The organism is bacterium (assembly GCA_030654305.1).
Classification (GTDB): Bacteria; Krumholzibacteriota; Krumholzibacteriia; order LZORAL124-64-63; family LZORAL124-64-63; genus PNOJ01.
In genome coordinates this window covers 1-1,117 of the sequence record JAURXS010000011.1, presented here as the reverse complement: position 1 = coordinate 1,117, position 1,117 = coordinate 1, and the positions used below count along the sequence as shown (strand labels likewise).

Sequence of the window (1,117 nt, the reverse complement as noted above, 5' to 3'; positions counted from 1 at the left end):
GGGCAGTGCGGACGCGGTGGTGCTGGGCAACCAGATCCAGCACGTGGTGTTTGCCGTGAAGGCCTCCAGCACCAAGAAAGACAGCATCAAGGACGCGATGCGCCGCCTGCGCAACGCGGGCATCGCGCCGATGGGCGTGGTGCTGACGCACGCGCGCAACGAGCACAGCAGCGACTACGCCTACGAGTCGTATTACGGCTACGGCGACGATCACACGCCGCGCGCGGCCAATCCGCAGCACGCCCCGGGCGCGCAGCCGGCGCCGCTGGCGGCGAGCACCCGCACCGAGCCCAAGCTCGGCCCGACGACCACCGCAGAAGCATGACCCCGCCCCCGCCGGACTGGAGCAGCCTGCTGCCCGCGCTGCTCGATTTCGAGCGCTCGCCCGGGCGCTACCGGGTGGTGCTGCGCGAGCCCCGCCCGCTGTTTGAGCACACGCTGGCGGTGCTGCAGCTGGCGGTGGGGCGCACGGTGGACGGGCTGGCCGATCTGGCGCAGGAGCCAGCGCAGACCGACGAGCTGAAGCGCGCGGCGCGTTTTTTTGTGCGCACGGTGCTGCTGCGCCCCGGCGTGGACCACTACACCCTGCTCGGCCTGGCGCCGGGCTGCGAAGCGGACGAGCTGCGCGAGCACTACCGGCTGATGATCCGCCTGACGCACCCGGACTTTGCCGCCGGCAGCGGCGAGGCCTGGCCCGCGGACGCGGCCACGCGCATCAACCAGGCGAACGATGTGTTGTCGTCTTTCGAGCGGCGCTCGGACTACAACGCCGCGCTGGCTTCGGCGCAGCCGGTGGCTTCTGCTGCGGGTGCAGCGGCTGCGTCTGCGAAGGTGGCTCAGAAGAAGCCGGCCGCAGGACGCTCGCGCGTGCTGACGCTGCGGCCGAAGAAAGACGCGGATGCGACGGCGGACCGCACGGGCCCGCGGGTGCCGCGCGGCGTAAAGATCGCGCTGGCTTCGCTGGGCGCGCTGGGCGCGGCGACGGCGCTGCTGCTGAACGGCCCGGCGGGCGACAGCGGCTCGCTGGCGGTGCGCAAGCTGCCCAGCGTGGCCAACCCGACGCTGCAGGCCGAGACCAGCCTGGTGCTGGCGGGCGGGGCGGCGAGCGAGGCGCAGG

Annotated in this window: 2 protein-coding genes; both read left to right on the top strand. The window is 72.9% G+C overall.

Annotated features, from left to right (window positions below; all coding sequences use genetic code 11):
* Positions 1-325: hypothetical protein (locus Q7W29_00325; protein MDO9170259.1), on the top strand; the 325-nt coding region annotated here is incomplete at its 5' end.
* Positions 322-1,117: J domain-containing protein (locus Q7W29_00320; GenBank protein MDO9170258.1), on the top strand; the 796-nt coding region annotated here is incomplete at its 3' end. The genes Q7W29_00325 and Q7W29_00320, both read left to right, overlap by 4 nt.